Here is a 24,909-nt window from a genome sequence, read left to right on the forward strand (position 1 = left end):
CGATTATTTAGGACTAGTCACTATTTCAGTTTTAAAATTCTAAAAATCCAAGAATCTAAAGATCTAACAATCTAAAATTCTAAAGATCTAAGCCAGTCTAAGAAATCTAAAAATCTAAGCAAGTCTAGCGCAAAACCACTTCCTTAACCACATCACGTCTTAATTCTTCATTTATCATTTTGATGATTTTAGATTTACCGTGACTCAATTCTTCTCTTAATACCGCTGAACCTAATTCAACATATAGCGTGCTTCCTTTTAGAACAACGTTTTTAGTATACGTATTAACACCATTCCCCATCAACTGTCTCCAGGCTTCCTTAACATCAACTTGATCCATTCCGGGTTGCAATTTATTAGCCGAAAGAATCTCCTGTAAAACAGCCCCAATTGTGCTTTGATTATTTAGTCTCTTTGCCATCGTTTAATAAGTTTACCGGTCCTGTTTTTTTATAATAATATTCTTTATTCTGGTCATTCTTCACGACAAATTCTTTATCCGATATGGAAATCAGCTCCTCTGTCCATTTTGCATATTCTGTGGTATAATCCAGAAAAGTTCCTTTCTCGGTAGACCTTACGACAACAGATTCGAATGCATTACTCGTCTGAAAAGTTCCGTTAAGTTGTGGCATCACTTTAGTTCTCGTTCCCTTATTCCCTTTCATTTCAAAAAAATCAAAGCTTTCGTTCATGCCATAATCTTTTTCTTCCCCTTTCTCAAAAACTACTTTTTCGATTTCCCAATAGCCATTTAGTTTAGCAATATCTGTTGGCTTTATTTCCTGCTTGCATCCCACAAACAAAAGGGACAAAACCAAAATCATAAAAGTGTTTTTCATCGTATACTATATTAAAATTCAATAATTATTTATGCTAAGTTTAGGAGTCAGGATCTTAATCCTGCTGTCCGCTGTATCTTTTCCTTGCTAAAGAAGCAAGAAAAAGGATGCCGCTTCCATCAGGGCTAGAACTTCACTATCCTAAAATCGTTTTGTGACTTACAAAGTTAAACTTATAAATTCAAAAGAAGTCAAAATTGACAAAAACAAAAATAAGATTTCAATCAAATCATCATCACCCCGAAAAAGGCTTCAAATGCTATTTTGATAAAATCTTATAAAAGTTTTTTTTTGTATTTCGGGTAATTTATCGCTTTGTTTTCAATCTTTTCAGGATTCCCATAAAAAAGAATGCAATTCCTAAAACCAATAAAACATAGTAAAAAGACAAAGTCTGATCTCTAATTACATTTGCTAAAACAAAACAAACAACGCTTCCAAAATAAAAAGTAAGGGGCGTAATATTTTTTAAAGAAGAAAAACTCATTTGATAATCTAAAATATTATTTAAAAAAACTATCTACAAATTCATATTTATTAAAGACCTGTAAATCTTCAATCCCCTCACCTACACCAATGTATTTTACAGGAATCTGAAACTGGTCAGAAATACCAATCACAACACCACCTTTTGCAGTTCCGTCTAATTTGGTTACCGCAAGCGAAGTTACCTCTGTAGCAGCTGTAAATTGTTTTGCTTGTTCAAAAGCATTTTGACCTGTAGAACCATCTAAAACCAAAAGCACATCATGAGGAGCATCCGTAACTACTTTTTGCATCACACGTTTTACTTTGGTAAGTTCGTTCATCAAGTTTATTTTATTGTGTAAACGTCCTGCTGTATCAATAATAACAACATCAGCATCTTGCGCTACTGCTGACTGCAAAGTATCAAAAGCTACTGAAGCTGGATCGCTTCCCATATTTTGTCTCACAATTGGAACTCCAACCCTGTCAGCCCAAACTTGTAACTGATCGATAGCTGCTGCACGAAAAGTATCTGCTGCACCTAAAACTACTTTATAACCGGCTTTTTTGAACTGGTACGCTAGTTTTCCAATGGTTGTTGTTTTACCAACTCCATTAACTCCAACTACCATTAAAACGTATGGTTTTTTATCTTTCGGAATTTCAAATTCTGTTGCTTCGCCTCTGTTTGTTTCAGATAACAAAGCACCAATTTCTTCACGAAGAATCTGATTTAATTCTTCTGTTCCTAAATATTTATCTTCTGCAACGCGCTTCTCAATTCTCGAAATCACTTTTAATGTTGTATTTACACCAACATCAGATGCTACAAGAATTTCTTCCAGATCATCTAATACATCATCATCGACTTTAGATTTTCCGGCAACGGCTTTACTTAACTTAGAGAAAAAAGTAGTTTTTGATTTTTCAAGACCTTTGTCTAAAGTCTCTTTTTTATCAGTAGAAAATAATTTTTTAAAAAAACTCATTTTAAATAGGGTATTAGTTTTTAGATCATAGATCGTTTAGCAATCTAATAATCCTGTTTTTTAAAGAAGAAAATAACTAAATCGAACCTTAACACAACACCATCCGATCTTCTTGATTTAATCAAGTAAAGATATTGTGAATAACGGGAACAATTACTTAAAAAAAAGCTAATTCTTATCCTTCAATAAAATTTTAGACAAATATAAAAATAAAAAAGCTACTTCCGAAGGAAAGTAGCTTTTCTATATGCTGTAATTGTTATTATTTCTTTTTCAAGAAAGTATCAACTTCTTCAGGAGCCATAATAGATTCTACGAATGTATATGCACCAGTTTTAGGAGATTTTACCATTTTAATGGCTTTAGACAATCTTTTAGAAGACGTCTGTAACGATGCTACGGTTTTCTTTGCCATGACTTAATTATTTAATTTCTTTATGAACAGTTACACGTTTCAAGATTGGATTAAATTTTTTAATCTCTAATCTGTCTGGAGTATTTTTTTTGTTCTTAGTTGTTATGTATCTTGAAGTACCTGCAACACCAGAAGTCTTGTGTTCAGTACATTCTAAAATTACTTGGATTCTATTACCTTTCTTTGCCATCTTGCTATATATTTATTTAGGAAAAGATTATTTGATAAATCCTTCTGACTGTGCTTTTTTCAAAACAGCAGTGATTCCATTTTTATTAATTGTTTTTATCGTAGATGCTGCTACTCTAAGAGTAATCCATCTATCTTCTTCTGGAAGATAAAAACGCTTTTTAACTAAGTTTACAGAAAACTTTCTCTTAGTTTTGTTCATAGCGTGAGAAACGTTATTTCCTACCATCGCTCTTTTACCTGTAAGGTCACAAACTCTTGACATTATACTTATCTTTTATCGTTATTCAAAATCAGGGTGCAAAGAAAAGAAAAATAAACGATTGAAACAAAAAATTACAACACATTTTTTAAAATTTCTTTCTGTAATATTTCAAAACTCTTATTCACCGCTCTATCTATCACTTTTTCACGTGGTTGGCCAAAATTAAATTCTTCGACAAATATATCATTTGGAGTGGCCAAAGCGATAAAAACAGTACCAATTTCAGCATCGGAGTCTCCTTTTGTTGGTCCGGCGGTTCCAGTTGTTGCAATTGCATAGTCTGTTTTAAGTATCTCTTTCACCTTCAAAGCCATAGCCGATGCAACCTCTGCGCTAACTACCGAAAATTGATCCACTAAATCCTGCGAAATACCGAGAACATTGACCTTAACCTCGGTTGCATACGAAACTACACTGCCCTTGAAGTACTTAGATGATCCCGAAACAGCTGTCATAGTTGCAGCAATTTTTCCGCCTGTAAAACTTTCTGCAGTCGAAATCGTTTTATTTTGTTTGGCCAGCATTTTTCCAACCACAGATTCTATGGTTTCATTTTCTTCATATCCTACAATAATATCGTGAATAATCAAATCCAATGTTCTTACATTTTCTTCGATTGCAGCTTCCAGTATTTCTTTATTTGTTCCTCTTGCTGTCATTCGCAAACGTACTCTTCCCGGATTAGGCAAATACGCCAGCTTGATAAATTCAGGCAAATTATTCTCCCACGCTTCAATACGCTCTGCGACCAAGCTTTCGCCCTGACCATAGGTTAATATCGTTTTATGAATGATATATGGACGTTTGTATTCGCGTACAATTTTAGGAACTATTTCTTCTTCTACCAGATATTTCATCTCATACGGAACTCCGGGAAGCGATACAAACACTGTATTCTCCTTTTTCATCCACATTCCAGGCGCTGTACCCATCTTATTATGTAATACGGTACATTTGGACGGAACGAGTGCCTGATCTTTGTTTAATTGCGAAATAGGACGTTTGTAGAATCCTTCTATTATTTCTGTTACGTGAGCCAGAACATTCTGATCGACCACTAACTCATCATCAAAATATTCGCAGAATGTCTTTTTGGTGATATCGTCTTTTGTTGGCCCTAATCCTCCTGTAATAAGAACGATATCTACTTTGTTTTGCAATTGGGCAAAAGTATTCAGGATATGCTTTTTATCATCGCTGATCGAAATCATTTCGTGTACCTCGACTCCAATTCGATCTAATGCTTTGGCCATAAAAGCAGAATTTGTATCTACGATTTGACCAATTAAAATTTCATCTCCTATTGTTATGATGGTTGCTTTCATATTAGTATATTTTTATTTGTCGCTTGGTACGACATTAGCAAGCCAGATGCTTGCCGCAATGAGTTTGCGTGAGGGGTAGAAACGGCATCCTTTTGTGACAAAATGAAACGCCTTATTTTACTCTGAATTTTATGGAACAAAAGATATAGTGGATGACCCGACCCTGTTTTTGACCTACATTAAAAAGGTCAAAAACAGGGGCACGCCCAAATTACTATACATCAAAGTCTTTTCTGATTTCTTTGATGGCGTCTTTTACTTGTATTTTGATGCTCTTGAAGGTTTCAACAATTTCTTTTTTCTTGCCTTCTGCTTTTGTCCAGGCTTCTACCTGAAGGATTTCCTCAAAAGCAACATTTAAACCCAACAAATCTAACGTAGGCTTTATTTTATGCGCGTAAGAGTAAGCATACTTATGATCTTTCTTTTTGATTCCTTCTTTTATTTGCTTTAAATCTTCTGGAACTTCGGTTACAAACAGTTTCAGAATTTCCGTTACAAACTCAGGATCATTATCTGAAAGTGCATACACTTTCGAAAGGTTATATTTTAAAGCCATTATTTTACTTGTATTCTAAATAATTTTTTATCTTCTAAAAAGCCTTCTAAAACATCATTTGGCTTTACAGCTGCAACTCCTGCCGGCGTACCCGTAAAAATAATATCGCCAATTTTTAAGGTAAAATATTGCGATACATACGCTACAAGTTCGTCTATTTGCCAAAGCATAAAACTAGTGTTTCCTTTTTGAACTGTTTCAGAATTGTTTTTTAATTCAAAATTAAGATTTTCGACAGAAACATAATCTGTTTTAGGAACAAAATCACCAATCACGGCTGAACCGTCAAATGCTTTTGCTTTTTCCCAAGGCAGCCCTTTTGTTTTTAGTTTTTCCTGCAAATCGCGGGCAGTAAAATCGATACCCACACTAATTTCGTCATAATATTTATGAGCAAATTTAGGCTCTATGTATTTCCCTACCTTATTGATTTTTACAATTATCTCTATTTCGTGATGTACGTCTTCAGAAAATTCCGGAATTACAAACGGATGCTGTTTTAACAAAACAGCAGAATCCGGCTTCATAAAAACTACCGGCTCTGTAGGACGCTCATTTTTTAATTCTTCAATATGATTGGTATAATTTCTACCGATACAAATGATCTTCATTTCTATTTCATTAATTAAATTACTGCTTTCTAAAAAAATCGCCTAATTTCTTTATTATCTAGAAATCAGCTATGAATAAGAAACCAGACATTATATTATTTATTTTTAGGAATATATTTTGTGAATTCCGAATCTATATAGTAATCCTTGGCTTTATCTCCATCACCAATTAAAAAATAAAATTTTAGTTTTTTCCTGTCATTTAAATCATACTTTTCACTTAAAGGCTCTTCGACAGAATAATTAATATCTATAATTTTAAACTTTTTTTGAGGCTTAATTAACCAATCCATGTTGATCAAATCAAATACGCCATACAACTTATCATTATATTCAATTGAATAACCATAATACTTTGTTGTAATAGATGATTTTGTATCAATAAAATCAAAAAAACCTTGAATTCTATTGTTACTATCTTTGATTAGATTATTTACAACCCTTTTCTCTCCATTTATATTCACAAAACCTTCTTGATTATCTTTAGTCTTATACTTAAACCACACAATATTATTTCCTATATCATATTTTTTTAATGCTGTATATTCAAAACCTAAGTTCTCCAAAGTTTCTCCGTTACGTCTAACAACTGCATACTTACCATCTTTCTCTACAATTGCATAATAATTTTTTTTATATAAAAACAAATATGGTTCTGAAGAGTAACTACTGGAATAAGAATAAATTTTATTATTATCAATATCAACCGAAAAACCTTGACTGATACTACTATCTTTTTTGTTGCTTTCGGATGAATCAGATCCCATTCCCATAATCCTAAAATTATCATCAAATATTTTCACATCCTTGGTCTTGCTGTCAATTTCAAAAAATATTTGTTTATATCTGCCTTTCAGATTTGGTTTAGAAAAATCCAAGTTTGAATATGTTGGCTTCACCACCACTTTATTATCTTTTGAATTTAAATACCCCATTCCTTTGAAAGTATGAAAAGGAACTAAATTTTTAAATTCTGCAATCCCAATTTTAGCAAAGTCTTTTTCAATAACTTTTTTTATACTATCATTATAATTTCCCTGAGAAAAAGCAAAATTAAAAATCAATAAAACAGTAAAAGATAGTTTTTTAATCATATTTTTTTTAATCTTAATATATTTCAAACATTACAAAAGTCTATTTCGTATTTAACTTTCTTAATTTGATCGCGGTTAAAACCTTTTTGGTGTACAACGGAAAATCGGCATTTTGAATCCAGCTAAAATAACCCGGCTCTGTTTCCAGCACTTTATCGACTTTTACACCTTTGTGTTTTCCGAAGGTAAATACTTCTTCGTTATCAGCATCAAAAGCAATCATTCCGGCAAAATCAGCGATTCTTTTACGCGTTGTAAATTCAGACAATGATTTCATGTCATTTTCTAATTCCGGATAGCGGTCTAATTGCGCTTTCAGGATTTCGTAAGTTGCCATTGTATCCGCTTCTGCAGAGTGTGCGTTTTCAAGACTTTTTCCGCAATAGAATTTCAAAGCAGCACTTAAAGTACGCTCTTCCATTTTATGAAAAATGGTCTGTACATCGACTGAAACTTTATTTTTCATGTCGAAGTCTACACCTGCACGAAGTAATTCTTCTGCCAATAAAGGAATATCGAAACGGTCAGAATTGAATCCGCCTAAATCGCTATCCTTAATCATATTATGAATTTGTGGCGCCAACGTTGCAAAAGTAGGTTCGTTTGCTACTTTTTCATCGGTAATACCATGAACTGCGGTCGTTTGTGGAGGAATTGGAATCGTTGGATTCACCAACCAGGTTTTACTTTCTTTATTTCCGTTTGGAAAAACTTTAAATATTGAAATTTCTACGATTCTGTCTTTTCCAATGTCTATACCAGTGGTTTCAAGATCAAAAAAGCAGATTGGTTTGTTGAGTTTCAGTTCCATTTTTAATTTTATAAGATTACAAATGTAATTTTTAAAGACGAATTTATCTCATTTTATTCATTTTTTTTGGGCAAAAAAACATAACTTATTTAGGGATAAATTAACTAAAAGCTATTTTCACATTAAATTCTCAAAAAGAAGCGGAATGTTGGCACTTAAAAGCAAAAACCCGGAATACTTTAAAAAAAGCTTCCGGGTTTTATTTTAATTTTAATTCTTTTTAGAAATCTCTGTCTATATCAAAAGCTTCTAAATATTCTGCTACGCGTTTCACAAAACTTCCTCCTAATGCGCCATCTACTACTCTGTGATCGTAAGAGTGTGACAAGAACATTTTTTGACGGATTCCAATAAAATCACCTTCCGGAGTTTCGATTACTGCAGGCACTTTTCTAATCGCGCCCAAAGCAAGAATTCCTACTTGTGGCTGATTGATAATTGGCGTTCCAAACACACTGCCAAAAGTTCCAACGTTTGTTACCGTGTACGTTCCGCCTTGTGTATCGTCTGGTTTTAGTTTTCCTGCTTTTGCACGGTTTCCTAAATCGTTTACCGCTTTTGCCATGCCAACAAGATTTAACTGATCAGCATTTTTAATTACAGGAACAATTAAATTTCCGTTTGGAAGTGCCGCAGCCATTCCTAAATTTATATTTTTCTTTTTGATGATGTAATCTCCATTTACAGAAATATTCATTCCCGGAAAATCTTTTAATGCTTTTGCAACCGCTTCCATCATAATTGGTGTAAAAGTCAACTTCTCGCCTTCTCTCTTTTCGAAAGCTGCTTTAACTTTATCTCTCCATTTTACAATGTTGGTTACATCGACCTCGATAAAAGATTGTACGTGAGCAGATGTTTGTACAGATGCTGTCATGTATCCTGAAATCAGTTTACGCATTCTGTCCATTTCGATAATCTCGTCACCTCCGTTTACAGAAACCGGAACTGCTTGCTGACTTTTTTGAGCTACTGGCTGTTCTACTGCTTTTGGCGCTGTTTCTACTACCTGTGGAGCTACTTCAGCTGCTTTTGGCGCTTCTTCAACAACCTTTGGCGTTTCTGCAACCGCTTTTGGCGCTGTGATAGTACCTGATTTGCGATCTTCAACGTATTTTAGAATATCTTCTTTTGTTACACGGCCTTCTTTTCCTGAACCGGAAAGGTTTTCTAATTCAGTAACTGAAACACCTTCTTCTTTTGCAATATTTTTTACTAAAGGAGAAAAGAATTTATCTGAACCTGAAAAATCCTGAGGAGCCGCTACTGTTTCTTTGGCTACTTCAATTGTTTTTTCAATTTCTACAGCTTCAACAGGAGTTGCTGCTGCTTCTGGCGTTGCTACAACCGGCACATCACCACCTTCTGTTTCGATAATGGCTATGGTTTGACCAACCTGAACTAAATCATCTTTGCCAAACAACTGTTCAACTAAAATTCCTGACACTTCACTTGGTACTTCGCTATCGACTTTATCAGTTGCGATTTCCAGTACAGCTTCATCAGCTTCAATTTTGTCTCCCACTTCTTTCAACCAGTTGGTAATAGTTGCTTCAGCGACACTTTCTCCCATTTTAGGAAGCTTTAATTCAAATCTTGCCATATTGTTAACCTCAAGGGTGATTTTAATTTTCAGATTGCGAAATTACTGAATATTTTAAATATAAATTACATTAAATATAATTTTTTACTCAATTTTTATAATTTGCCCCCTGTCATTTCTGGAATCGCTTCCAATAATAAAATTTGTATTTTTGGGGAAAATCTTAAAAGTAATGCGTTTATCTTTAAGAGTTTCTATGATTTTGATACATTTTTTGAATGAAACATACTGATTATCCAAAACAATCTCCACACTTTTGCCCTTAAATTGATGGGACGAATTTACCATTTTTTCTTTTTTGAAATCTAAAAACAACACTTTATTTTTCAAAATTGAGCCCAATTTTTGTCGTAAAAAGTCATTTGAGGAATAAAAAATGTAACTTTCTGGTAACTGTTTTGCTTTTGGTTTTCCCTGAAACATCTTTACAAAAGAGAAAAAAATGATTCCGATTTGAATAAACAACTCAAAAAAGAACGATTTTCTAAAATGTTTATGATAAAAAAAACGCATCGCTTCCTGAAAACGCTTCATATACTTTTCGTCTTTAACGGTACTTTCTCCTTTATAATGTAAAACGGTGGTGTCATGAAAGTAGTAATTCTTTTTTTGCTGTTGCAACGCACGATACGACAAATCGATATCATCGGCATACATAAAACAATTTTCATCAAAACCCTGGAGTTCCAAATACAGGTCACGCTCCAGCACCATAAAAGCACCCACTAAAATAGCGACTTCTCCTGTTTGATTCTCGCCTACATGTTGTGCATAATATTGATTGAATACATGCCACTTGGGAAAGATTTTATACAATCCGAAAATTTTAGTAAAGGCGACCCAAGGCGTGGGAATGCCACGTTTACTTTCGGGCAAAAATTCTCCGGTACCATCAATCAATTTGCAGCCTATAATTCCGAGTTCCTGTTGTCCTTCGGCGAAAGCCAAAACTTTTGCAAAGGTATCTTCGGCAACAACGGTATCAGGATTTAGAATACAAACATATTTTCCTTTTGCGTGTTCAACTCCTATATTATTTCCTTTTGGAAAACCAAAATTCTCTTTGTTTTGAATTAGTCTGACATTCGGAAATTTACTTTGCATCATCAAACAGCTGTCATCTGATGAATTATTATCTACGACGATAATTTCTGCATCAAGTGACACGATCGCTTCCTGAACGCTTAAAACGCATTGTTCCAGAAAGTAACGCACATTGTAATTAAGAATAACAATTGATAATTGCATGAAAAAATAAAGGGTTTGTTTGGATCGAAAGTTAGAACTTTTCAGCTAAACCTCATCGGAATGCATACTAATTTTTACTTTTATTAAAGATGCAATTGAATTTTGAATCGGTTGAATATTTTCATCATAAATAACATAATGGTTGAGAATAGCAAACACCAAATAATACCAGGAAGTCCTTCTCGAAAATAAGCGGGAATGATTTGAATATTCAAAGCCAGATTGAAATAATAAATGATGCCGGGTAAAATGTAAATCAGCAAAGGATTTGCAGCGGCTGGCATAAAAAAGTCGCTCCATTTGGTTTGCTTTTTTATTTCCATGAGCCAATACAGAAAATAAAACAAGACGGTACAGATCGCTGCTGAAAACATCGTCCATGATGGTGTTCCTTTAATTTTTGAAATTCCGTAATACGGTCTTAGCAACAATCCGGTAACGCTAAACAAAACGATAAACAGTAGCACCGGCCAATTGATTTTCATTGGTATTTTACGATCAAAAAATAATAAGGAGATAATTATTCCTGCGGTTACAACTGCGGCATGCGCCAAATGTCCTGCTATAAAATTGAACCATGCTACTTGTGACAAAGCAATTCCTTCGGTTAGGTTGATGGCATTTGCCACTACACAAACAACCAAAAAGGTTATCATTGCCCATAATTTGCCTGAAACCAGCCAATAAAAAACTACGGTAATCAGGTATGCCCAACCAATTAAACCGAGAATTCCCCACCACTTTGGCGTCATTCCTATTTCGCCTGTATCCTGAACATAAATAAAATAAAGCGCCACAAGAACTAAGATTCCGCCATATTGGAGGATATTTTTCAACCAAACCGAAAAGTCTTTTGGGTATTTGTTCCAAATAGGAATGGGCATTGCATACGCCAAAAGTCCCCAGAAAGCTGGTGTAATAATCATTTTTGAAGCATCATAACCGTATTCTGCATTGACCATAAAAACACCAATGATGATTAAAGCAATGGCTCTTTTGAAGGTATGCAACCAGATTATTTTAGGTGAATCTCCTTTTAGTAATCGGGCATTAAAGGCAAATGGAATCGACATTCCGACAATAAACATAAAGGAAGGGAAAACGACATCGACAAAAGTCATAGCATCGGCATCGGCAGGCATGTGTTTCATCCATTGCGGAACATTTGCTACGCTTGCCAACTCATTGACAAAAATCATTACAAAAATGGTAATACCGCGCAAAGCGTCTATCGAAATGATTCTTTTATTGTACAGATTCTCCTTGATTTTCATAAAAAACTCGATTTTTAATAAAGTCAAATATAATATAATTCTAAAATGCCGAGTTATCTATAAACTAATTATATTTATTATTATCTGTTTGAATTTAAATAAACAAGGCATATCAACTTTGAAGGCTTTCAATTGACTACTTTTGCACTATGTTATCATTCTTTACATCTAAACCTTTCTTAGTAGACCTGCTCACTGAAAATTATGTTGATATTCATTCGCATATATTACCGGGATTAGATGATGGTGCTAAAAATATAGCCGATACTATAAAGCTGACTAAAGCTTTTAAGGAAATTGGTTTTTCTCAATTTATTACTACTCCACACGTAAGTGAACATATTTGGAAAAATACTTCTAATGTTATTATCGCCAACCAAAAAGAAACGCAAACGCTTCTGACTACTAACAATATCACATTGCCGTTTAAGGCCGCTGCAGAATATTTAATTGATGATCATTTCGAAAATCTTTTTAAGTCAGAAAAACTATTGACTCTAAAAGACAATTATGTTTTGGTCGAAATGTCATTTATGAATGCTCCTGTAGAATTGTACCGTGTTCTTTTTGAATTGCAGGTTGCGGGTTATATTCCGGTGCTGGCACATCCTGAGCGCTATTTATTCTGTCATAAAAATTTTGACGAATATACTAAACTAAAAAAAGCAGGCTGTTTGTTTCAGCTGAATTTACTAGCTGTTACGGGACATTACGGTAATACGATTGCGGGTATTGCTGAAAAATTACTGAAACAAGGCATGTATGATTTTTCAGGAACTGATGTACATCATAAAATACACATCGAAAGACTGAATCAAAAAATAAAAGTAGACAGCATTGGAGCATTAAAAGAAATTATTGCGAACAATCAGTTTTTCAAGTTTTAAAAAAAGATTGTTATTAGTATTACCGTGTGCACACAGTTTTAAAATCAACACGAATTTCACAAATTTGCACGAATTATTTTTTTTTTTATTAATAACACAAACCAAAATTTAGCTCAATAGATTAGTGAAAATTGGTGAAATTTGTGTTCAATTCTAATCTCTATAATATAACACAAACCAAAATTCACCTCAATAGATTAGTGAAAATTGGTGAAATTGGTGTTCAATTCTAATCTCTATAATATTAGTGCCCAGATTCCAGGTTCTTAATACGCGTTTTCTTCTCCTTTGAAAATATTGATAACGGTTCTAAAAATAATTTTAATATCAAGAAGTAAACTCCAATTTTCGATGTACCAGATATCGTAATCTACTCTGTTTTCCATATCGATTAGCTCCTTTGTTTCACCTCGATAACCATTGACCTGCGCCCAGCCTGTAATTCCCGGTTTCGCATATTGACGTACGAGATAATTATTGATCAGCTCGCTGTATTCTTTTGCCAAATTGACCATGTGCGGTCTTGGTCCTACAACAGACATATCGCCCCAAAAAACATTGAAAAACTGCGGTAATTCGTCTATACTTGTTCTGCGGATAAAGGCTCCAAATTTTGTAATTCGCGTATCTCCTTTTTCGGTTTGTTTGTTATGCGCGAGATCATTAATATGCATACTTCTGAATTTCAAACACATAAACGTTCTATTATCACGACCTGAACGTTCTTGTTTGAAAAACACAGGTCCTTTGGATTCTAACTTAATGATCAGCATAATAATGGGAAACAACCACGGAAAAATCAATAAGATCACTAAACTTGAGAAACAAATATCAAAAGTTTTTTTTATAATTCTGTTGGAACTAAATTCTAACGGCTCACGACGAAACATGAGTACCGGCGTATTTTCATAAAAAGTAACTTCGACCTTACTTGATTTGGTATACAGCTGAAAATCGGGAATAAATTTAATTCGTACCATATTGTGTTCACAGATTTTGACCAATTTATTAATTACTTCTAAATTGTCGATGTGTAATGCGACATACATTTCATCGACTTTTTCTGCTATGATAAATTCTTCAATTGCATCGAATCCGCCGAGAACGGGAACGGAAACAAAATTAGACGCTTCGGCACTTTCATCAAAAAAACCTAAAAATCGGTAGCCATAGGTTAAATCTTTGGCTAAAATTTCACGCATTCGCTCACCTGTTTTATTGGCGCCAACGATTATGAACTTTTTAAAATTGTATCCTTTTGCACGAATGTTTTTCAGCACTTTCATCAAGATGTAGCGAGAAATCACCAGCAACATGAAGAAAATGAAATAAAAATACAGCAAACGCAATCTTGAAATATCAGCATACTTTAGATACACCACAAAAATCGCAACAAGTGCTCCGTGAATGATTAGCTTTTTTATGGTTCTTTTCAGAATCGATTCGATACGTTCAATTCGGATCATTCTGTATGAATTACGATAGAGCAACAAAGCTATCCAAACTAAATTGGCTAAAAGCGATACTGTTTTTTCTTCTTTTAGTAAAAGTCCGTCCAGACTTCCGAATCTCGCATACGCAGAAAGAAAAACGGCTATATTCAGCAAAACCACATCCAGACAAACAAACAAAAGCTTGAAATAACGGGAAAGGCGATAATGCGATAATTGTTGTAAAATCTTCATATTTGGGGAACTCAGCTAAATTGCTTTTTCAAAATCAATTTAAACATTGTGGGTGCAAAATAACATTTAAATTGTATTTTTTAATAGTATTTTGGAATCTATTTCTGTAAAAAATTCTACATTTAACTTATCCGTCTTTAAAACACTATAATGATCAAATTTCTTTTTTTATTTTTCATAACGCTTTCCTGCTCTTACGCTCAAATTTCGGGCTGCACTGATCCTCTTTCGAAAAACTTTAACCCAAACGCCACTCAAAATGACGGAAGCTGCCATTACGAGTATACGAAACTAAAACCACAGCATTCTACGCAATTAAGCGATTCGATTAAGGAAACTTCGGGACTGATTTCGTTTGAAAATCTTATCTGGACACATAACGACGATCACGATAAAACGATTTACGGTTTGGATTCAGTAGGTAAAATTCAGAAAAAAATTGTTTTAGAAAATGCCACCAATCACGACTGGGAAGAAATCGCTCAGGACAGTTCGCATATTTATATTGGTGATTTTGGTAATAACTATTCAGGCAACAGAAAAAATTTGCAGATTCTAAAAATCGACAAACAAAAGTTTCTGGCAGGAAATCCGCCTATCGAAACGATATCTTTTAGCTACGCAGATCAGAAAGATTTTACTCCTCAAAAACCAAATAAGACGAATTTTGACTGTGAAGCTTTTGTTGTTGTAAATGACAGTATTTACCTTTTTACCAAAGAATGGAAAACTTCTAAAACGAGCGTTTATGTTTTACCCAATACAGCCGGAAATCATATCGCTCAGCTAAAAGACACACTCAACACAAAAGGTCTTGTAACAGGCGCTTCGTACTTGGCATCGCAAAAACGCCTTGTACTTTGTGGTTATACCAAAATAGGAAAACCTTTTTTGTATTTGCTGTATGACTTCAAAGACAATGACTTTTTTTCCGGAAACAAACGAAGAATCGATCTGCAACTTCCTTTTCATCAAATTGAAGGCATTACAACTACAGACGGAATTCATTATTACCTCAGCAACGAATCCCTGGTTCGAAAACCTATTCTGAATGTTCCGCAAAAACTGCATTGGATAGATTTGAGTTTACTCCAAAAAAATAAGGAGTCAGATTAAAATCCAACTCCTTACTTTATATTTAAAAAAATCTAAATTATTTAATTTTTAAGATCCCTAGATAATCATCTGCATGCAACATGATTTCACCATCTTTTACTGTTTTGCATTTGTAAAAATTTGGTCTAATAGGGCTTTTATCATAAGAATAAATTATTTCTTTTTTCATTTCGCCTTTAGCGCTAACCGTTACTAAGAATAAAGAGTTGTTATTGTCTTTAGAAAAAATACTCGTGGTGCTTTTCTTAACATCTTTGTCTGTAACGGCAGTTTCGTTTTTAGTTTCATCCTCATAAATCACATACGTTTTGTCTTTATAAGTCGTAGATAATATCGATGGATTTTTTACATCTTTTTGGAACTTTGGCATTTTTACCATCGCCTTAACATCTAATTTGTTATCCAGATTTATTACGGCGATATCACAATAGTAATACACATAGTAGCCGTTTCCTTTGTAACCTGAATGATAAACTGATTTGTATTGCTCCGCAACAATAGACAAACTTCCGTCTTTTTGCTCATAAAAGTTTCTAACTTTAAACGGAACATACTCTGAAACCTTACTTACTTTATCCGGATATAAGGTGCTGGCGTTAATTATCTTGTTTTGCTTTTCTGCAAAAGTTTTACAATCTGTTTTTACAACTGCTAATTCATCCGAAACCAATTCTCTTTTCTTGCTCTTCAAAAATCCTTTGATGATTGGAGACAGAAAACCTGTAAAAACTAAGGTATTACTCTTGGTTAGCTGAAACATGAACGAATCGATCATCTTATTTTTAAAGGTGTAAGGAATTTTCTTCATTTCACCTTTTTTTGGATAAATCGTGATATTCGTGTACGTTTCAGATTCTTCACGTTGTTGCTCATCGTCTGACTTCATAATCTCAGATGCTACATAAAAGTTTTCGAAATCATCAATAAGACAATCGTACACAAACGAATCTTTTGAATCGTGTGGTAACTCAACCGTTTTTTCTGTTAAAAGATTTTTTAAACCTGCGTCAAAGATTTTGTATTGAATTGAATTTGGGTTCTTTTTCTTTTCGGCTTTAATTTGTGACCAAACGTAAACTTTAGTAGAATCCGGAGACATTCCGATTCCGTAGTTCACCATACTTTTTTCATTTACTTCGCTCAAAACTAAGGTTTCACCCTGCGGAACAAAATCTTTGTTTGTGATAGAAGCGTAAACAGAAAAAGTCTTTGTTTTTCTTTTTTCTTCACCTAAAAAGTTGATGATGTTCTTTCCTATCATCATGTTTTTAACATAGGTGTACTCTACTTTTTTGCCTAGTTTAAAATCGGCTTCTGTTTCTTTTTTGAAAACTGCTTTACTGTCAAAAGTTTTAAAAGTTACATTATTATCTTTTGTAACGTTACGGGTGTAATAATTTCCGTATTTTCCCCCAACAATCACTTCATCTCCATTGTTTTTCATTTTGTCGGACCAGTTTACACTGATACTTTGCGAAAATGAATTGATACAAAATAAGAAGAAAACTAAATTTAAATATTTCATTTTGTGGTATTTTTTCGGCCAAAAATAACTTATTTTCGCCCACAAAATCCAAATCCAAAATGAAAAAGTTAACACTATTTTTTGCTCTCCTGCTAGTTAACCACGCAGCAACAGCGCAATCTCCTACAAGCCAAGAAGTTGAAAGGTCCAACATCAAAGTTTACAACGCAGATCAGTCAGACAAAGATCAATCGGATAATTCTTATCGATGGGCAATAAAGACAGATTTAACTTCCTTAATATCACAGGAGTTTCCTATTATTGCTGAATACCGAATTACAAAAAAAATAAGTATCGAAGCTTCTGCGGCTATCACCTACGCTTATTTCTCTAATGATGACTATTTTGACCAGTTAAAAAATGAAGATCTGGACAAAAAACCGGAAACAGATAATGCCTTTAGAATTGGTGTAAAATATTATCCTTCGCGCAGAACCAACGCTCTTGATGGGTGGTTTGTAGGTCTGCAGGCTTTTACGAAAAACACTAAGAGAAGCTACGACGAACTTCCGGGTCTTAACGGCAGAGAAGTTTTTGACACTAAAAACAAGGAAGGAATCGCCATTCAGCTTGGAAAACAAATTTTCACCAGCAACAATTTCTTATACGAAGCTTTATTTGGTATCGGACTTGCGAATGTAACGCGTGATTACTACGTGAGAAATGAGAAATCAATTTTTACTTTCGATCAAATTAATGATAAAAAAACCAGTGTTTACTTTCAGTTAGGTTTGCGTGTTGGTTTAGGAAACTAATTTTAAGGAGTATTTTTTAATGGAAAATTCATTGCTTTTGCTGATTGTAAAGGCAATGGATTTTTTTTTATTTAAGAATCACTCATATATGTGGATTTAATTAAACGAATACATTTAGCTTAGCATCTTTGCGCCTTCGCGCCTTTGCGTGATTTTACATCATTTTTATAATTCACGCAAAGGCGCCAAGACGCAAAGTTTTATCACTCCTTTTCTAAGTCAAACTTAAAATCAAATAATTCTTTAGGTTCAATATCTAAACCCTTTGCTATTGAAATTATAGTACCTAATGATGCTCCGTGCTCGCCATTAAGTACTCTGTATACCTGCTTAAGTTCAATCTTTCCAACAGAAGCAACAGTCATAACATCTTTGTTATTCTTTTCCATTACTCTTTGTAAATTTTGTCCAAATGCTATAAAATATTTTTTTCTAATCTCCTTCATGATGTGAAATTGGAAGACTTGGTACAGCTTAATTTCTATTTTGTATTCTCTTTAATAAATTTATCAACGTTTATTTCCACATTTAAAATAGTAGCCGTTTTAAGATTTAGTGCTTTTGCAAGAAAGACTAATTTTTCCAGTGTAGGATTAGCAGTTCCTCTTTCGATTGTACCAATTAAATGTTTTGTAATAGCAATATTTTTATCCGCAAGTTCTTGTTGAGAAATATGCTCGTTATCGTAATCTGAGCTGTCTACTTTTTCTCGGAGTTTTCTTAATACTTCTCCTAATTTTTCTTTTTCAGTCACTTTAATCTTCTTAGCTTTTGATAAAATTCATGGCATGATATACCATTATTTTAAAGGTATTTTTTCTATTTGTAACTTCTCTTTTCATGCTTGATTCGCATTAGTAATTCATTTAAAACTTAAGAATTACTTTTATATGCGGGATCAATTTCTTTATAATACTCGTCGAAGCTAAATTTTATATCCAACAATTCCATTGGATGAACTCTAAGACCTTTTGCAATTTCAAATATTGTATTGATTCTAAAATCTATACGTCCTTTTTCAATTTTGCTGATTTTACTTGCATCTAAATTACATCGTGAAGCAATCTTTTCATACGATTCCTCCTTTCTCAGAAGTTTTATTTTCTCTCCAACTTTTTCTCGTAGTTGCAAATTAATCTCTTTACTGTCCATTATATATTTTTTCCACTAATGTGATTCTTTTAAAGAAAAAATTTATGGTCGAATTCGACCATGTTTTTAATAATTTTATATATTTGCACTTCAAATACATCCAGAAAATATGTTTTTGTGATTCTTCAACTAAAAATATTTGAAGCATTTGATTAGAATGAATATCGCAAACCAATATTATAATCGTTTCCGCATGAAAAAAAATAAAATATCTTTTGAAACTACTTTTTGGGCACACCAGGAATTAGAAAATCCTTTTGAAGTTATTGATTACTTTTTAGGTTGTGAAAGTCTCCCTTTTTACAAACAAACCTTAAGCGAAATAGTTTTTTACAGAAGTAAAGATGAAGTATACCAAAAAGAATGTCCGGGAGATGTATTTTTCTGTTACACCGCTCTTCGTTCTTTTCTTAGAGCTTGTTCGGCTCTGCAACATAAAAGCAAAAAATGGAAGGTTACCGAAATTTCCGCCGAAAGAAGGTCTATTCTCTCGCTGGCATCCTTAACTGCCGAAGAATACGAAAATCCTTTTATCGTGTTTCAAAATGCTTTCGCAGAACATTCCTTAGCCGACTTCGAGTTTTTCTTATGTGAAATCATACATCTGTCCTTACGCCCCACTATTGTAGAATTTGATTCTGACTTGCTTACGCCTTATATTCATGTGATCAAAATGCTGGACGCTAGTCAATTGTTGTTGGAGAGTCAGGTTGAGAAGGTTTATTGATGGTTGTTTGGTTTTCGGACTTCGGGACTTTTATTATTGAAATTTAACATGAAAAAGAGGTGCATAAGCACCTCTTTTTTTATTCGATAGAGTAAAACAGGTGTTATTACGGTATTTCCCTTTGGATTAATAGCCTAATATTGTTGTTTTAGTAGCCTAATATGGTAAACCGTAAGGAAATGTAAAAGTGCTTATGTATGTTTGGGAAAACTATATACAACGGAATTAAATGAAGCTGTTTTTATAGTATTAATAAACAAGTTTCGGGAGATAATTATAAAAATTAGATTTTCTAAAACAGTTTATTTATTCTCTTTACCTAGTTTCGAAAGTTTGCACATAATGATGGTCTAAAATTAACAAACTGAAATTAAACAAACTCTTATATTTCAAAAAGTAGTCTTATGGAACTTTAAATTTGTAAACTTATGAATTGGATCTTAAATTCTAATAATCTTGGTCGTAAATTGGATGATCAAAAAAATCAAAAAATCATATTTACTCAAAAAAGAAAATTTTCTGGTGAAGTTGGAGAATATATAATTATTTTAGAAAAAAACAATTACAAATGGGTATTTACAAAATACTTTGAAATAACAGATATTGAACAAGATCTGATAGATGACAATTACAATAAAGTAACTATTTCATTGGAATTAAAAACTTCATTTAAACAACATAAATTGATAGAAGATTATAGTTATAGTTTACTCAGAGTAAATAATTTTAAAGCACCTCAAAGACATTTCAACAGAATATATAGTAGAATTGAAGATGTCGAATTTGATGCAATTATAAAGGATAAAATTTATACTAATCGAACAATATTGGGAACCATTTTAAATGCCCTACATCCAGATCATCAAAAATCATTTCTCCAATTTTTAGCAATTGAAGAACCAACATTATTAATTAATAAAACAGATGTTGATAAGGCATTAAATTATTTGTACGACTATGTAAGAGAAAGTATTATTGAACCCATAATTTATCTTAAAAACTCCAGTGAATTATTTAATAGTGTTTTCGAAAATAATGCTTTAGAGAAGTTAGGTTTTACTAATGATATAGAAAAAAGTACAGAAATAAAAATGTTAAAACCACAAATAAAATTAATTGAGGAGTACCTCGAATTTTTACCATTATTAAACAAATCTAATAGAGATACTAAAATAAATACCATTTTTGAAAATCAAAAATTCATAGCCTTATTCAGAAATTCTCGGTTACCAATAAACCTTAAATAAATATGAATCTAGAAGATATAAAAAAATTAAAAGTTGCCACTGAAAAATTAACAAAATGGGAAACAACTGGTCAAGCTTTCGGGCACTTTGAAAATATTAAATCAAAACCTAAAGGAGATAATATTTATGAGTTTTTTTGCTGTATGAAGATAATTAAAGATCTGCAAAAAAATTATAATATAGAATTAATTCCAACAAGTAAAGGAGAATATATATTCCCAGAAAGTCCTGCTCAAAAAAATGGCTGGGCATATTTTACAATTGAACCTAAAAACAAAACTTTAAATTCTTATCAGATATGTTTCGGAACAAACATTAAATTAAGTAGTTCACCAAAAACAACTTGCGCACCAGATATTTCTTTTCAAGGAATTAATAGCGGTAATAACCCAGATGAAAATGATGTGGAATTAATTATGGATGCAAAATTCAAAAAAAATCGAGATACTAAATTTAGTATAACGACAATAAGAGAGTTTGCAACAATGATTATTGACTTAAAAACTGACAAAGCCTTATTGACGGATATACAGTTTAATGATTTTAAAAATATGAAATCAAATTGCTTGATATCGAACGGACAAGTAATTGACAAACATGAACAATATTGTAAAAATAAGAATATTTTACAAGTCGGTTCTTTTGTTTATGATAATACAAAATATGATGTTATTGGATAATATTACAAAAACCGATATAAAACTTCTTGACTTCTTTTAAATATAAATGATCTCACAAAAGCAGAATTAATATTTTGAAATTGAATATAGTAATGAATACGAAATTAATAGAATTTGTATTGCTTAGTGATTTAAAAGCAAAAAACTAAAAAAAATATGACGGAAGCAGAATTAGAAAGACAAAATTTAAGGGTGGATAGTGAGGCTCGCGATATAATTCACAACATAAATAAGTTAAAAAGTTTTGATGAAAATCAAAAAACTAGATGGGTTTGGGAATTGTTACAAAATGCAAAAGACGTAGCAACATCTGACGGAGTTGATATTATATTTAAACTTGAAGACGATAGGATTGAAATAAGTCATAACGGTACACCATTTGAGACCAAACATCTAGTAGCATTGCTTCTCAAGAATTCTACAAAATCTTTAGGATGTGATGATGGAACCACTGGCAAATATGGAACTGGTTTTGTTACCACTCATATTCTTAATAAAGAGGTTACTATTTCTGGAATTCATAAAAATGCTAGTGGAGAAAGGCATTTTAAAATAGAAATAAATAGAACATCAGCCTTACTTGATGAAGTTTCAGCTTTAAACGAAATGAAAAAATCAATCGCTAAATCATTTGAAACCATTAACATATTGTCTAAATGTCCCGCAGAAACAATAAATAAATATAGTCACTCATTTATTTATAATTTAAATGAATCTTCTAAAGTTTATGCAGAACTTGGACTATTTGAGTTAGAGAAAAATATTTTATTTACATTATTAATTAATAAAGGTGATAAGGAAAGAAAAAAAATCAACTCAGTAACTATAATCAAAGATGGAGCAACGAAGTTATATACTATAGAATCGAATCCCAGTAAAATTAATGGATTAAACTACCTGACCGTGGGAGAAAATGATAAAGGTATATTATATAAAGAGGTGGGAGATTTAATTTTTGGTATTCCTGTCAAAAAAAGTAATGAAATTTATTCCTTATTAAGGATAGAAAATCAAGCTGTCTTATATAAAGAATTTCCTCTTATAGGAACTGAGTTTTTCAATTTACCAGTATTTATACAACATAGTGAATTTAAACCAACTGAACCAAGAGATGGTATAATTACTATAAAAGATGAAGAAGACAAACCAGACTCTATCGCTGATTCAAATAGGAGTTGTTTATTAGATTTTAGAGTTGAATACCTCAAATTTTTAGAAATATTAATTCAACATAAAGTTCAAGATTTATATCATCTTGCATTATCAGGGCTACCAATAGAAACAAAAAAATATACTGGAAAAGATTGGTATATTAAAATGATACAAAAGCCAATAAGAGACTTTATAGTAAATAAAGAGATTATAAATACTGTAGCAGGAAAATTATCAAAGATAGGCGAAACTAAATTTCCAACAACTAATCAAACTCCTAACGATTCATTTTATAATGTTGTAATTGGTTTATTACCAGATAAAATTCCTAGTAGCGATTGTTTTTCCTTTTTAGATCGGGTTATAAATCAAGAAATTGAAAATTGGCCTGAAAACATCTCTATTTCATTAGAACAGCTACTAAGCAGCTTACCTGAAATTGTTAACAACAAAAATGAGATACCGTTTAAAAGTTTAAAAATTCTCTATCAATATTTACAATCTATTAATTCTACATTAGGGGAAACATTTTGTATTTATCTAAATGAAAAAAATGAATTCCAAGTTAGAGATAAGGTTAAAATTTATCCACACATAGATAATGAAATAAAATCGGTTTCTGAAAGGTTGGGTAGAAATTTAGATCTAGAATTTTTAAATCGGAGCTTAGGAAATGATATTCCTGGAATTGGATTATTTGATTTAGAAGATTTTTATAAAAAATTAAATAATGAAGTTATCAGTAAAATTGATCCAGAAAAAGCAACAGAAGAACAAATATCAGCAATTCTACATATTAATACTTTATTTAAAACAGATAGAGCCACAAAACGCGAAGTTTGGCTCGACATGCTAAAGGAACTTTTACCAACGCATTTTGGTGAAAAAAAATATATTTCTATTGATTATGATAATTACTTTCAACCCGCAGAATTATGGACTGTAAAATACATTTGTTATTTAATTCAAAAAGAGATAAAAATTAATCAATTTGCTGATGTTTACTTTAATGGAAACATCATTTTAACATATGATTGGTTAAATAGGTTTTTAAACTATATAAATGATTCAAGAGAGGATATAAAGGCTTTTTTAACTCGATATAATATAATTCCGACTCAAAACGACGGTATATTTAAAGCATATAGCGAATATTTATATAAAGAAGATAACCCAGACTATTTTGATGAAGAACTTAAAATTATTGCAAAAGAAAAATGCATTTTCAATTCAGGAGATTATCTAATAAAAAATGAAATACAAGTATCTGATCTTAGAACGACAAATATTGAACTTATTACTAAGCATATCGATAAACTTTTTGAAGATGAAAGAATAGCGACAAAAGTAGCAATAGATGGAGCTCTTCATAATACTTTTAACATTATAAATACTTGGTTTGATAAACATTCAGATGCATCAAGTTATCTTAAAACATTTGCTTCAAAAAGGGATATGTTATATGTTATTTCTTTAGGAGAGGGATTTAGCAAGCAAATTAAAACATTGAAAGAGTATGGAAAATCAATGGAAGATATTGCCGAATTAGCCAAGATAAGTTTGTCAGCATCTGAAATGAGAGAACTTGAAAGAGTTGCTAATGAATTAGGAACAAATGAACTTCTTAAGAAAGCACAAGAAATGATTTCTTTGAGAGATCAAAGACTTAGATGGAAGCAGATTGGAAACACAGCTGAAAATGCTTTTAAAAAAATATTTGAAGGATTGGAAATGGAAATTGAACTTTCAAATCCAGATGTAGGAAAAGATTTTGAGATATTATTAAAATCAAATAAATTCTCCATCGAAATAAAAAATGTAATTGAAGGAAAAGAGAATGTAAGATTATCAATTCTACAAGGTCGTACTGCTGTTAAAGAAAAAGAAAATTATGCATTATGTGTTTTCACTCGTCTCAATGATACTGATGAAATTACGGAAGAATATTTCAAAAAAAACTCAAAATTTATAAAAGACATAGGTTATCAAATTGGTGATAAAATTGAAAATTGGGATAATGGATTAAAAAAACTATTTTCATCTGACGAAATAAAAGTATATCTAGATGAAAAAAAGGAAACCGTTTATGTAAATAGAAGTATATGGAGAAAAGGTGATTCATTCGATAAATTTATGATTGATTTACAGAAATACTTCAACTATGAAATTACTTAAAAACACTAAATGCGTCAAAATTCTTCTGACTTTTTGTTTAAGATTTGGTGAATACTTTGTTTTATACAAATCTTAAAATTATTTTTTTTTAAAGTTTGTTTTAAAAACCAGAAAC

The 24,909-nt window shown here is 32.1% G+C and carries 26 protein-coding genes; 7 read left to right on the top strand and 19 right to left on the bottom strand.

The window, feature by feature from the left end; translation table 11 throughout:
* Positions 1–124 precede the first annotated feature (124 nt).
* The 14 genes from B0A66_RS19910 to B0A66_RS19980 all read right to left on the bottom strand — a co-directional run bounded on the left by B0A66_RS19910 (position 125) and on the right by B0A66_RS19980 (position 11,693).
* On the bottom strand, positions 125–421 hold the full coding sequence (locus B0A66_RS19910; protein ID WP_089051613.1) for a DUF721 domain-containing protein: 297 nt from the start codon (positions 419–421) through the stop codon (positions 125–127).
* A complete protein-coding gene (locus B0A66_RS19915) occupies positions 402–842 on the bottom strand; it encodes a hypothetical protein (RefSeq protein WP_089051614.1) in 441 nt (146 codons plus the stop codon). Before B0A66_RS19915 ends, B0A66_RS19910 begins: the two co-directional genes overlap by 20 nt.
* 503 nt (positions 843–1,345) lie before the next feature.
* Entirely contained in the window at positions 1,346–2,299 is a 954-nt protein-coding gene (ftsY, locus tag B0A66_RS19925) for a signal recognition particle-docking protein FtsY (RefSeq protein WP_089051616.1), read from the bottom strand.
* A gap of 262 nt (positions 2,300–2,561) precedes the next feature.
* Positions 2,562–2,714, bottom strand: a complete 153-nt coding sequence (locus B0A66_RS19930) for a DUF4295 domain-containing protein (RefSeq protein ID WP_007805819.1) — start codon at positions 2,712–2,714, stop codon at positions 2,562–2,564.
* 7 nt (positions 2,715–2,721) lie between these two features.
* A complete protein-coding gene (gene rpmG / locus B0A66_RS19935; RefSeq protein WP_017495179.1) occupies positions 2,722–2,904 on the bottom strand; it encodes a 50S ribosomal protein L33 in 183 nt (60 codons plus the stop codon).
* Positions 2,905–2,931: 27 nt separating this feature from the next.
* Entirely contained in the window at positions 2,932–3,168 is a 237-nt protein-coding gene (gene rpmB, locus B0A66_RS19940; protein ID WP_008468080.1) for a 50S ribosomal protein L28, read from the bottom strand.
* A 71-nt stretch (positions 3,169–3,239) separates the two neighbouring features.
* Positions 3,240–4,493, bottom strand: a complete 1,254-nt coding sequence (locus tag B0A66_RS19945; protein ID WP_089051617.1) for a CinA family nicotinamide mononucleotide deamidase-related protein — start codon at positions 4,491–4,493, stop codon at positions 3,240–3,242.
* 214 nt (positions 4,494–4,707) lie between these two features.
* On the bottom strand, positions 4,708–5,052 hold the full coding sequence (locus B0A66_RS19950) for an Hpt domain-containing protein (RefSeq protein WP_089051618.1): 345 nt from the start codon (positions 5,050–5,052) through the stop codon (positions 4,708–4,710).
* Positions 5,052–5,663, bottom strand: a complete 612-nt coding sequence (locus B0A66_RS19955) for a fumarylacetoacetate hydrolase family protein (protein WP_089051619.1) — start codon at positions 5,661–5,663, stop codon at positions 5,052–5,054. The genes B0A66_RS19950 and B0A66_RS19955 overlap by 1 nt, the downstream gene beginning before the upstream one ends.
* A 95-nt stretch (positions 5,664–5,758) precedes the next feature.
* On the bottom strand, positions 5,759–6,757 hold the full coding sequence (locus tag B0A66_RS19960) for a hypothetical protein (protein ID WP_089051620.1): 999 nt from the start codon (positions 6,755–6,757) through the stop codon (positions 5,759–5,761).
* 40 nt (positions 6,758–6,797) lie between these two features.
* A complete protein-coding gene (locus B0A66_RS19965; protein ID WP_089051621.1) occupies positions 6,798–7,568 on the bottom strand; it encodes a 3'-5' exonuclease in 771 nt (256 codons plus the stop codon).
* 220 nt (positions 7,569–7,788) lie between these two features.
* Positions 7,789–9,171: a dihydrolipoamide acetyltransferase family protein gene (locus B0A66_RS19970; protein WP_089051622.1), complete on the bottom strand. Its 1,383-nt coding sequence runs from the start codon at positions 9,169–9,171 to the stop codon at positions 7,789–7,791.
* A gap of 84 nt (positions 9,172–9,255) precedes the next feature.
* The gene (locus tag B0A66_RS19975; protein ID WP_089051623.1) at positions 9,256–10,419 is read right to left on the bottom strand and encodes a glycosyltransferase family 2 protein; all 1,164 of its coding nucleotides are present in this window, start codon (positions 10,417–10,419) and stop codon (positions 9,256–9,258) included.
* An 83-nt stretch (positions 10,420–10,502) separates the two neighbouring features.
* Complete coding sequence (locus B0A66_RS19980) at positions 10,503–11,693, bottom strand: DUF5009 domain-containing protein (protein WP_089051624.1); 1,191 nt, start codon at positions 11,691–11,693, stop codon at positions 10,503–10,505.
* A 149-nt stretch (positions 11,694–11,842) separates the two neighbouring features.
* On the opposite strand from B0A66_RS19980, the gene B0A66_RS19985 reads away from it, so the two are divergent.
* A complete protein-coding gene (locus tag B0A66_RS19985) occupies positions 11,843–12,580 on the top strand; it encodes a tyrosine-protein phosphatase (RefSeq protein ID WP_089051625.1) in 738 nt (245 codons plus the stop codon).
* Between the two features lie 266 nt (positions 12,581–12,846).
* Here the strand turns inward: B0A66_RS19985 and B0A66_RS19990 are convergent, their stop codons facing one another.
* Positions 12,847–14,265: an undecaprenyl-phosphate glucose phosphotransferase gene (locus tag B0A66_RS19990; RefSeq protein ID WP_089051626.1), complete on the bottom strand. Its 1,419-nt coding sequence runs from the start codon at positions 14,263–14,265 to the stop codon at positions 12,847–12,849.
* A gap of 150 nt (positions 14,266–14,415) precedes the next feature.
* Here B0A66_RS19990 and B0A66_RS19995 point away from each other — a divergent pair, with 150 nt between their 5' ends.
* On the top strand, positions 14,416–15,381 hold the full coding sequence (locus B0A66_RS19995) for a hypothetical protein (protein WP_089051627.1): 966 nt from the start codon (positions 14,416–14,418) through the stop codon (positions 15,379–15,381).
* A gap of 37 nt (positions 15,382–15,418) precedes the next feature.
* Here B0A66_RS19995 and B0A66_RS20000 read toward each other — a convergent pair whose 3' ends face one another.
* Positions 15,419–16,906, bottom strand: a complete 1,488-nt coding sequence (locus B0A66_RS20000; RefSeq protein ID WP_123868271.1) for a hypothetical protein — start codon at positions 16,904–16,906, stop codon at positions 15,419–15,421.
* A 59-nt stretch (positions 16,907–16,965) separates the two neighbouring features.
* On the opposite strand from B0A66_RS20000, the gene B0A66_RS20005 reads away from it, so the two are divergent.
* Positions 16,966–17,661, top strand: coding sequence for a DUF3575 domain-containing protein (locus B0A66_RS20005; protein ID WP_089051629.1), 696 nt, complete (start codon positions 16,966–16,968; stop codon positions 17,659–17,661).
* Positions 17,662–17,864: 203 nt separating this feature from the next.
* On the opposite strand, the gene B0A66_RS20010 is transcribed toward B0A66_RS20005, so the two are convergent.
* The 3 genes from B0A66_RS20010 to B0A66_RS20020 all read right to left on the bottom strand — a co-directional run bounded on the left by B0A66_RS20010 (position 17,865) and on the right by B0A66_RS20020 (position 18,813).
* Positions 17,865–18,107 carry a helix-turn-helix domain-containing protein gene (locus tag B0A66_RS20010; RefSeq protein ID WP_089051630.1) on the bottom strand — a complete coding sequence of 81 codons (243 nt, stop codon included), beginning with the start codon at positions 18,105–18,107 and terminating at the stop codon, positions 17,865–17,867.
* A gap of 35 nt (positions 18,108–18,142) precedes the next feature.
* A complete protein-coding gene (locus tag B0A66_RS20015) occupies positions 18,143–18,415 on the bottom strand; it encodes a helix-turn-helix domain-containing protein (RefSeq protein ID WP_089051631.1) in 273 nt (90 codons plus the stop codon).
* 119 nt (positions 18,416–18,534) lie between these two features.
* Positions 18,535–18,813 carry a helix-turn-helix domain-containing protein gene (locus B0A66_RS20020; protein ID WP_089051632.1) on the bottom strand — a complete coding sequence of 93 codons (279 nt, stop codon included), beginning with the start codon at positions 18,811–18,813 and terminating at the stop codon, positions 18,535–18,537.
* Between the two features lie 193 nt (positions 18,814–19,006).
* Here B0A66_RS20020 and B0A66_RS20025 point away from each other — a divergent pair, with 193 nt between their 5' ends.
* The 4 genes from B0A66_RS20025 (at position 19,007) to B0A66_RS20040 (ending at position 24,794) form a co-directional block, all read left to right on the top strand.
* Positions 19,007–19,540 carry a hypothetical protein gene (locus B0A66_RS20025; protein WP_123868272.1) on the top strand — a complete coding sequence of 178 codons (534 nt, stop codon included), beginning with the start codon at positions 19,007–19,009 and terminating at the stop codon, positions 19,538–19,540.
* 428 nt (positions 19,541–19,968) lie between these two features.
* Positions 19,969–20,787, top strand: a complete 819-nt coding sequence (locus B0A66_RS20030; RefSeq protein WP_089051634.1) for a hypothetical protein — start codon at positions 19,969–19,971, stop codon at positions 20,785–20,787.
* A 2-nt stretch (positions 20,788–20,789) separates the two neighbouring features.
* Positions 20,790–21,467, top strand: coding sequence for a hypothetical protein (locus B0A66_RS20035; protein WP_089051635.1), 678 nt, complete (start codon positions 20,790–20,792; stop codon positions 21,465–21,467).
* Positions 21,468–21,623: 156 nt separating this feature from the next.
* A complete protein-coding gene (locus B0A66_RS20040) occupies positions 21,624–24,794 on the top strand; it encodes a sacsin N-terminal ATP-binding-like domain-containing protein (protein ID WP_089051636.1) in 3,171 nt (1,056 codons plus the stop codon).
* Positions 24,795–24,909: the final 115 nt, after the last annotated feature.

It is taken from the genome of Flavobacterium hercynium (genome assembly GCF_002217285.1).
Lineage (GTDB): Bacteria > Bacteroidota > Bacteroidia > Flavobacteriales > Flavobacteriaceae > Flavobacterium > Flavobacterium hercynium.

Excerpts from the sequence above, each read along its gene's own strand:
- B0A66_RS19950 (WP_089051618.1), bottom strand. The coding sequence starts at position 5,052 with ATGGCTTTAAAATATAACCTTTCGAAAGTGTATGCACTTTCAGATAAT.
- B0A66_RS19930 (WP_007805819.1), bottom strand. The coding sequence starts at position 2,714 with ATGGCAAAGAAAACCGTAGCATCGTTACAGACGTCTTCTAAAAGATTG.
- B0A66_RS20025 (WP_123868272.1), top strand. The coding sequence starts at position 19,007 with ATGAAAAAAAATAAAATATCTTTTGAAACTACTTTTTGGGCACACCAG.
- B0A66_RS20000 (WP_123868271.1), bottom strand. The coding sequence starts at position 16,906 with ATGAAATATTTAAATTTAGTTTTCTTCTTATTTTGTATCAATTCATTT.
- B0A66_RS19995 (WP_089051627.1), top strand. The coding sequence starts at position 14,416 with ATGATCAAATTTCTTTTTTTATTTTTCATAACGCTTTCCTGCTCTTAC.
- rpmB (WP_008468080.1), bottom strand. The coding sequence starts at position 3,168 with ATGTCAAGAGTTTGTGACCTTACAGGTAAAAGAGCGATGGTAGGAAAT.
- B0A66_RS19985 (WP_089051625.1), top strand. The coding sequence starts at position 11,843 with ATGTTATCATTCTTTACATCTAAACCTTTCTTAGTAGACCTGCTCACT.
- rpmG (WP_017495179.1), bottom strand. The coding sequence starts at position 2,904 with ATGGCAAAGAAAGGTAATAGAATCCAAGTAATTTTAGAATGTACTGAA.
- B0A66_RS19975 (WP_089051623.1), bottom strand. The coding sequence starts at position 10,419 with ATGCAATTATCAATTGTTATTCTTAATTACAATGTGCGTTACTTTCTG.
- B0A66_RS19990 (WP_089051626.1), bottom strand. The coding sequence starts at position 14,265 with ATGAAGATTTTACAACAATTATCGCATTATCGCCTTTCCCGTTATTTC.
- B0A66_RS19910 (WP_089051613.1), bottom strand. The coding sequence starts at position 421 with ATGGCAAAGAGACTAAATAATCAAAGCACAATTGGGGCTGTTTTACAG.
- B0A66_RS20030 (WP_089051634.1), top strand. The coding sequence starts at position 19,969 with ATGAATTGGATCTTAAATTCTAATAATCTTGGTCGTAAATTGGATGAT.
- B0A66_RS20040 (WP_089051636.1), top strand. The coding sequence starts at position 21,624 with ATGACGGAAGCAGAATTAGAAAGACAAAATTTAAGGGTGGATAGTGAG.
- B0A66_RS19945 (WP_089051617.1), bottom strand. The coding sequence starts at position 4,493 with ATGAAAGCAACCATCATAACAATAGGAGATGAAATTTTAATTGGTCAA.
- ftsY (WP_089051616.1), bottom strand. The coding sequence starts at position 2,299 with ATGAGTTTTTTTAAAAAATTATTTTCTACTGATAAAAAAGAGACTTTA.
- B0A66_RS20010 (WP_089051630.1), bottom strand. The coding sequence starts at position 18,107 with ATGAAGGAGATTAGAAAAAAATATTTTATAGCATTTGGACAAAATTTA.
- B0A66_RS19965 (WP_089051621.1), bottom strand. The coding sequence starts at position 7,568 with ATGGAACTGAAACTCAACAAACCAATCTGCTTTTTTGATCTTGAAACC.
- B0A66_RS20005 (WP_089051629.1), top strand. The coding sequence starts at position 16,966 with ATGAAAAAGTTAACACTATTTTTTGCTCTCCTGCTAGTTAACCACGCA.
- B0A66_RS19970 (WP_089051622.1), bottom strand. The coding sequence starts at position 9,171 with ATGGCAAGATTTGAATTAAAGCTTCCTAAAATGGGAGAAAGTGTCGCT.
- B0A66_RS19960 (WP_089051620.1), bottom strand. The coding sequence starts at position 6,757 with ATGATTAAAAAACTATCTTTTACTGTTTTATTGATTTTTAATTTTGCT.
- B0A66_RS20020 (WP_089051632.1), bottom strand. The coding sequence starts at position 18,813 with ATGGACAGTAAAGAGATTAATTTGCAACTACGAGAAAAAGTTGGAGAG.
- B0A66_RS20035 (WP_089051635.1), top strand. The coding sequence starts at position 20,790 with ATGAATCTAGAAGATATAAAAAAATTAAAAGTTGCCACTGAAAAATTA.
- B0A66_RS19915 (WP_089051614.1), bottom strand. The coding sequence starts at position 842 with ATGAAAAACACTTTTATGATTTTGGTTTTGTCCCTTTTGTTTGTGGGA.
- B0A66_RS19980 (WP_089051624.1), bottom strand. The coding sequence starts at position 11,693 with ATGAAAATCAAGGAGAATCTGTACAATAAAAGAATCATTTCGATAGAC.
- B0A66_RS19955 (WP_089051619.1), bottom strand. The coding sequence starts at position 5,663 with ATGAAGATCATTTGTATCGGTAGAAATTATACCAATCATATTGAAGAA.